Source organism: Pseudoduganella sp. RAF53_2 (genome assembly GCF_052113985.1).
Lineage (GTDB): Bacteria > Pseudomonadota > Gammaproteobacteria > Burkholderiales > Burkholderiaceae_D > Rugamonas.
Genome location: NZ_JBFRDW010000339.1, coordinates 1 through 6,455, shown reverse-complemented (window position 1 = coordinate 6,455; position 6,455 = coordinate 1). Strand labels below are relative to the sequence as shown.

Here is a 6,455-nt window from a genome sequence, read left to right as displayed (position 1 = left end):
TGTCAGCTCTCAGCGCCGTGGCATTTCTTGTATTTTTTGCCACTGCCGCAGGGGCAATCGTCGTTGCGGCCGACCTTCGGCTCGTCGCGCTTGACGGTTTCGACACCGGCTTTGCGGCGCGGCACCCAGTATTTGTGGATGGCCGGCAGATTGGCTTCCAGCTGGAGGGCCAGCTTGTGGGCCAGCAGCGGATCTTCCACTTCCGGCAGCTCTTCCGGTTTGATCTCGTCGGCGCCGAGCAGGTAAACCGGACGCATCAGGTCGGCCACTTCCGAATCCCAGATCGAATCCCAGGAACCCGGACGCAGCTCCATTCCTTCCCAGAAGCCCCAGCACCAGGCTTCGGCGTCGATCAGGGTCTGGCCCATGTGCTCGTGCTCCACGAACAGCGGCTCGAACTCTTTCGGCGCCACTTCGAAGGTCACCAGCACCTCGTTCATGAAGCGCATGATCAGGTTGACGATGCGCTCTTCCTGCTTGGCATTCTTGAACTTCGGCGCTTGCTTGCCATCCTCGCCCCACACGTGCGGCAGCCACTCGGCCGGGGTGATCGGCTCCGGGCCGATGGCGATGGCGGTCAGGAAGCCATGGAGGTGGTCCATGGTCATGGAATCCTCGGGGCTCAGGTCGCCCAGCAGGAATTGGTCAAGTTCGTCGAATTCTTTTTCGGTGAGGGGCTGTTCGAGTTGCATGATGGGCTCTGTTATTCAGTTAAGGGCGACAGTATACGCTGCGCCACTTACAATAGCGAGAATGACACCTGCACACCCATTTTCCGACCTGAGCCCCGATTGCGTGCTGGACGCGCTGGCCAGCATCGGCCTGTATGGCGATGGCCGTCTGCTGGCGCTGAACAGCTATGAGAATCGCGTCTACCAGGTCGGTATCGAAGACGGCAAGCCGCTGGTGGCCAAGTTCTACCGGCCGGGGCGCTGGACTGATGCGCAAATTTTGGAAGAACATGCATTTGTGGCCGAACTGGAAGAGCGCGAAGTGCCGGCCGTGCCGGCTTCCGTGATCGATGGCCGTACCTTGCATAGTTTCCAGGGCTTCCGCTTTTCCGTTTTCCCGCGCCATGGTGGACGGGCGCCTGAGCTGGATGATCCTGCTGTGCTGGAATGGACGGGGCGCTTTATCGGCCGCATTCACGCGGCGGGGGCTTCACGGCCGTTTGTGGAGCGCCCGGCGCTGGATGCGTCGACCTTCGGCGTTGAGCCGCGCGACTGGCTGCTTGCTCATGATTTTCTGCCACCGGAGCTGGTGACGCCCTGGAAGAGCGTTGTCGATCAGGCATTGGATGGTGTGGCGCGCTGCTATGAGCGGGCAGGGGATGTGGCGATGATCCGCCTGCACGGCGACTGCCATGGCGGGAATGTGCTGTGGACGGATGCCGGTCCGCACTTCGTGGACTTCGACGACGCGCGCATGGGGCCGGCGGTGCAGGATTTGTGGATGATGCTGTCCGGCGATCGTCGGGATATGGTGCGGCAGATGGGCGATATTCTGGCCGGCTACGAAGACATCCGCGAATTCGACCCGCGCGAGCTGTATCTGGTGGAGGCGCTGCGCACGCTACGCCTGATTCACTACTCCGCCTGGCTGGCCCGCCGCTGGGACGACCCCGCCTTCCCGGCAGCTTTCCCCTGGTTCAATACCCAGCGCTACTGGCAGGACCGCATTCTCGAATTGCGCGAGCAAATCGCGCTGATGGACGAGCCCCCGCTCTGGCCCGTATAAAACTGGGGTCGGATCGGACCCCGAATTGGGGAAATGGCGGGGAAATCCCGTCTTTCTTCCGGGCTGAGACTGGCCCCGCGTCCCCGATAATGGAAGCTCAACTTATCAAGCGAGAGCTTCCTATGCAAAACTTGGCCCAAACTTTCGATCCCGATGAACAGGTGAATCTGTCGGAGGAGGAGCTCGCGCGTCCGGCCCGTGCCGAGGCGGAGTTGAAGGCGATTCAGGAGGCGATCGCTCGCGTGGAAGCGGAGGCGAAGGCCGCCTGCGCTGCCGAGAGCCGCGCCCACGCCGAGGCCCGTGCCCGTGCGCTGGCGGAAGATCGCGCTGCGATGGATGCCGCCGCCGCTGCCGCAGCGCTCCAGAACGCGCAGGCTGCCGAGGAGGCGATCAAGGTGAACCGCGAGCGCCTGGAAGCCCTGCGCGCCGCCGCGTCGGCCAGCGTGGCCCAGCTGGAGGCGGTGAAGCAGGAAACCGTCGAGCTGCGCGCCCGCGTGGAAGCCGATACCCAGGTGCGCAAGGCCGCCGAACAGCGCGCCAAGGCCGAGGAGGAGAGCCGCCGCCGCGCCGCCGAGCATGTAGCTGAGGAAACCAAGCTGACCGAGCAAGCCGCCCGCGCGGCCGAAGAATTGATGGCCCAGACCGAGCAGGCGCGCATGCACGCTRTGGAGCGCGCCGCCGCGGTGCAGGCGGCAAAGGATGAAGTGGTGAGCATCGCGTCCGCCGATGCGCGCATGGCGACCCTGGCCCGCGCGCATGAACGCCAGGCCCACGCTGCGCGCCAGACCGCCGAACAGCTGGCGCAGGCTGAAGCCGAAGCGCTGGAAGCAACCCGTCAACGTGAGCGCGCCGACCAGGTGGCGCTGGAATCCGCATTCAAGCGCGCTGCCGCGGAAGTGCGCGCCGCTGAAGAAGCCCGTGCGCTGGCGCACCTGGAGCAGGAGCGCGAAGCGATCGCCTTGGCCAAGGCCGAATCCGACCGCAGCGCCGCCATGTCGCTGCATCTGCGTCTGCAAACCGAAAAGGAAATCCGCGACGCGGCCCAGCACCGCGAGCGCCTGGAAGCGATGGCTGTCGCTTCGGCCCAGGCGCGCCGCGATGCGGACAGCCAGATCATTGCCGCTACCGAAGCGCGCATCGACACCGACCGCCAGCTGCACACTGTGGCGATGGCCCGCGTGCACGCCGAGCAGCAGGCTGAATTCGAAACCCGCGCCAAGCTGGAAGTGGAAGCGGTCGCACTGGAGCAGGCCAATCTGCGCAAGGTCGCCGAGCAGGCCGCTGCCGAAGCCGCACGCGCCGACACCGAAGAACAGCAGCGCGCCGCGCAAATGGCCGCTGAGCGCGAGGCGCTGTCCCGCGCGTCCGCCGTGATGATCGCTGAGCAGGCCGCTGCGGAACAGATTGAATTCGCCGCGCTGTCCGAGCAGGTCGAGGCGCAACAAGCCGCGAACGCGCTGGCGCAGGAGAAGGCCGCCCATGCTGCCCGCCTGGCCGATGCTGAACGTGCCCGCGTGGCGGCGGAGCAGGAAGCTATCGCGGCCATGAAGCTGCGCCTGGAGGAGGAAGAGCGCGCAACTGCCGCCGCCGCGGCGCGTCTGGTGGCTGAGCGTGAACAGGCCGAAGCGGCACGCCGCAAGGCGACTGCGGAAGCGGAACTGGAAGCCGCAGCGGCCACACAAGCTGCCGCCACCCGCGCGCTGGCCGAGCAGGCTGAAGCCGATGTGGCGCGCCAGGCGGAAGTGACGCAGGCGCTGACCGCGCAAGTGCGTCTGGCTGCGGAACTGGGTTCGGTGCAGGCCGAGCGCGCCCGCGCCGAGCAGGAGAAGACTGCCGCTGCTGAAGCGCTGCTGGAGGCCGAAAAAGAATTCGTGGCGGCCGAACGTTCGACGCTGGCGCAGATCGACCAGAAGCTGGTGCAGCAGCGCGCTGCCAATGCGGCTGAAGTGCGCGCCGCCAAGGCCATCGAAGGCCGCCTGGAAGCGGAGAAGGCCGCCGCTGCCGCAGCCAAGGAGCGCGCGGATGCGGAAGAAGCCGCAGTTCGCGCCGAGCAGGAGAAGCTGGCTGGCCAGCAGGAGCTGCTGGACACTGCCCATGCCCACGCGGCCATGCAGCGCAAGCTGGCCGATACCACGGCGTCCATGGTCGAAGCGAAGAAGCAGCTGCTGGCGCTGGAGACCCGCCGTCAGCAGGCGGCGGAGAAGGCGCTGGCCGGTATCCACGCGAAGATCGCGCTGACCAGCGCGGCGGGTTCGGCGGCCGAGGCTACCGCGGCAGCGCCAAGCGTGTGGCGCGCGCGCCAGGCGGCTTGATTAAAACCAGAGGCGTAGACCTGGTGCCTGCCACGATGTGGCAGGCACTTGCTTTTACGGTGTGACGGTTACCCGTTCGACGAAGTATTCGGTGTCGCCGAAGCAGGAAGTCGGCACGCCCTTGTGCTGGGCATAGCTCAGTACCACGCGCTTGCCGGCGGCAGCGCCAAGCTGCGCGGCCAGCACGTCGTCGCGCACGGTGAACTCAAACTTTTCAGGGATCGCCCCCGGCATGGAGGACAGCAGAATCTCGCCCTCCCAGGTCTTGCACAGCCAGCCGCGTTTGGAGAACTTCTGCAGATAGCCCGCGCGTTCGCCTTCGGAATAGGAGTAGTGCAGGGCGATCCAGGTGTAGGCCGCTGCCAGCAGAATAAGCGACAGCAGCAGGCCAAGAATGACGGTAATGATGCGCATGGGGCCTCGAAGAAGTTAGCAACGGCGCAATCTTATCATTGGGCCAGCATCTTCTTCTTGTAGCGGATGGACGACCACAGCGAAATGACGATGAAGGCCACGCCCGACAGGCCAGTCACCCACTCGGCAATGTGATACTTCACGCTGGCGAACATGATCAGCGCCAGTACGCCGATCGCGTAGTGCGCGCCGTGTTCGAGGTAGATGAATTCGTCCAGCGTGCCGCGATTCACCAGGTAGACCGTCAGCGAGCGCACATACATGGCGCCGATGGCCAGGCCCAGCATGATGATGACCACGTCGCTGGTGATGGCAAACGCGCCGATCACGCCGTCGAAGCTGAAGGATGCGTCCAGCACTTCCAGGTAGAGGAAGCCGCCGATGCTGCCGCGCTGGATGGCCTTGCCCAGTTCACCACCTTCCGATTCTTCCTCTTCCAGTAGCCCGCTGATCCAGCCCACGCCAACGTAAATGGCCACGCCGACCGCGCCGGAGTAGAGCACGCTGAACTGCTTCTCGGCCGGCACCAGCTGCACGCAGGCGAACACGCCCAGCAGGGTAAGCAGCACGGCCAGACTCTCGGTGCCATAGGTGCCGACCTTTTCTTCGAACCAGTGAATCCAGTGCACGTCCTTCTCTTCGTCGAACAGGAAGTTCAGGAAGACCAGCATCAGGAAAGCGCCGCCGAAGGCCGACACTTCTTCGTGCACGCCCATCAGGTGGCGCGAGTATTCGTCCGGCGTGGTGGTGGCCATGGTCCAGACTTCCGCGATGTTCAGGCCGGTGGCGGCGGAGACGATGGCGAGAGGGAAGAGCAGGCGCATGCCGAATACGGCCACGATAATGCCGACCGTCAGGAACAGCTTCTGCCAGAACGCATTCCATTCCTTCAGCACGGAGGCGTTGACCACCGCGTTATCGAAGGACAGCGAGACTTCCATCACGCCCAGCACCCCCGTGATCCATAGCGCGGTTATCGCTGCGCTGACGCCGCCGTGTTGATAACCCCAGGCAGCGGCGCAGGCCATCAGCACGATGGTCACGAAGAACGAAATGCGGAAATGCTTCATGCGGGCAAACTCCCCTCTTATTTATTATGTGTTGCGCCGATTATAATGGGCGATTGCCAACTAGGACGCCCTCCAATGGATCTCGCTTATCTGCTGACACCTGTTATTACCTGGATCACTGTCGGTCCGATCAAATTCCTGATCAATTCGATCCGCGCCCGCCGCTGGGCTTTTAATCTGGTCGGTAATGGCGGATTCCCATCCAATCACAGCGCCGTGGTATCGAGCATGGCGACCCTGATCGCGCTGCGCGAGGGCATTGGCCACCCGGCCTTTGGCGTGGCGGTCACGCTGTGCTTTATCGTCATCATCGACGCCAACAGTCTGCGCCAGCATGTCGGCCGCCAGGCTGCCGCGATTAATCGCATCGCAAAGGACGCGGAAGACCACAAGTGGCTGCGGGAACGCATGGGCCATACCAAGGTCGAAATCATCGGCGGACTGTGCACCGGCATGGCCATCGGCTATGGTATTTTCAGTTTCTTCGCACGCTGATTGAGCGGCGCGGCGGATCGATGATCCGCCCTACACAATGCGGCGATTCGTTCATCAATGTAGCAATCGCCGCCCCTCCTGCATTCTCTCCAAAAATCACCTGGTTTGCGGTTTATCCTCAAATTCAGCAGTCCATCCATTTAATCCCGCAGTTCGGTCACAGATGAATTGACAGTGACTGTACAGGCACGGATACTCTGCCCGCTGCCAAAGTATGCAATTTAATAAGATAAAAGTCGTTTCACCGAAGCTCAAAACCCGTCTGGAGATTTCTATGTTGCGTAATACCCTAATAGCTCTCGCCGTAGCCTCTGCGCTTGTCGCATGCGGCAAGTCCGATAAGGCGCCGGAAAAAGCCTCTGCCAGCGCAAGCGCGCAGGCCTCCGACAAGGGTGGCGACGCGAAAACAGCCGAGAAGCTCCTGCTG

At 63.4% G+C, this 6,455-nt stretch carries 6 protein-coding genes and 1 pseudogene; 4 read left to right on the top strand and 3 right to left on the bottom strand.

All coding sequences use genetic code 11. The annotated features are described in order from the left end of the window. Positions 1–2: 2 nt before the first annotated feature. Complete coding sequence (locus tag AB4Z11_RS19340; protein WP_442026981.1) at positions 3–692, bottom strand: UPF0149 family protein; 690 nt, start codon at positions 690–692, stop codon at positions 3–5. A 61-nt stretch (positions 693–753) separates the two neighbouring features. Between AB4Z11_RS19340 and AB4Z11_RS19335 the strand changes: the two genes are divergently transcribed. Together AB4Z11_RS19335 and AB4Z11_RS19330 are read left to right on the top strand one after the other, a co-directional pair. Then, complete coding sequence (locus AB4Z11_RS19335) at positions 754–1,737, top strand: serine/threonine protein kinase (protein ID WP_442026980.1); 984 nt, start codon at positions 754–756, stop codon at positions 1,735–1,737. Positions 1,738–1,859: 122 nt separating this feature from the next. Further along, on the top strand, positions 1,860–4,049 hold the full coding sequence (locus tag AB4Z11_RS19330; RefSeq protein WP_442026978.1) for a hypothetical protein: 2,190 nt from the start codon (positions 1,860–1,862) through the stop codon (positions 4,047–4,049). Positions 4,050–4,103: 54 nt separating this feature from the next. Here AB4Z11_RS19330 and AB4Z11_RS19325 read toward each other — a convergent pair whose 3' ends face one another. Both AB4Z11_RS19325 and AB4Z11_RS19320 read right to left on the bottom strand, forming a co-directional pair. After that, complete coding sequence (locus AB4Z11_RS19325) at positions 4,104–4,463, bottom strand: hypothetical protein (protein ID WP_442026976.1); 360 nt, start codon at positions 4,461–4,463, stop codon at positions 4,104–4,106. Positions 4,464–4,498: 35 nt separating this feature from the next. Continuing rightward, on the bottom strand, positions 4,499–5,533 hold the full coding sequence (locus tag AB4Z11_RS19320; protein WP_442026974.1) for a DUF475 domain-containing protein: 1,035 nt from the start codon (positions 5,531–5,533) through the stop codon (positions 4,499–4,501). Between the two features lie 75 nt (positions 5,534–5,608). Here AB4Z11_RS19320 and AB4Z11_RS19315 point away from each other — a divergent pair, with 75 nt between their 5' ends. Then, entirely contained in the window at positions 5,609–6,028 is a 420-nt protein-coding gene (locus AB4Z11_RS19315; RefSeq protein WP_442026973.1) for a divergent PAP2 family protein, read from the top strand. A gap of 214 nt (positions 6,029–6,242) precedes the next feature. Continuing rightward, positions 6,243–6,455, top strand: a pseudogene (locus tag AB4Z11_RS19310) (hypothetical protein); the annotation flags it as partial.

Excerpts from the sequence above, each read along its gene's own strand:
- AB4Z11_RS19320 (WP_442026974.1), bottom strand. The coding sequence starts at position 5,533 with ATGAAGCATTTCCGCATTTCGTTCTTCGTGACCATCGTGCTGATGGCC.
- AB4Z11_RS19315 (WP_442026973.1), top strand. The coding sequence starts at position 5,609 with ATGGATCTCGCTTATCTGCTGACACCTGTTATTACCTGGATCACTGTC.
- AB4Z11_RS19340 (WP_442026981.1), bottom strand. The coding sequence starts at position 692 with ATGCAACTCGAACAGCCCCTCACCGAAAAAGAATTCGACGAACTTGAC.
- AB4Z11_RS19325 (WP_442026976.1), bottom strand. The coding sequence starts at position 4,463 with ATGCGCATCATTACCGTCATTCTTGGCCTGCTGCTGTCGCTTATTCTG.
- AB4Z11_RS19335 (WP_442026980.1), top strand. The coding sequence starts at position 754 with ATGACACCTGCACACCCATTTTCCGACCTGAGCCCCGATTGCGTGCTG.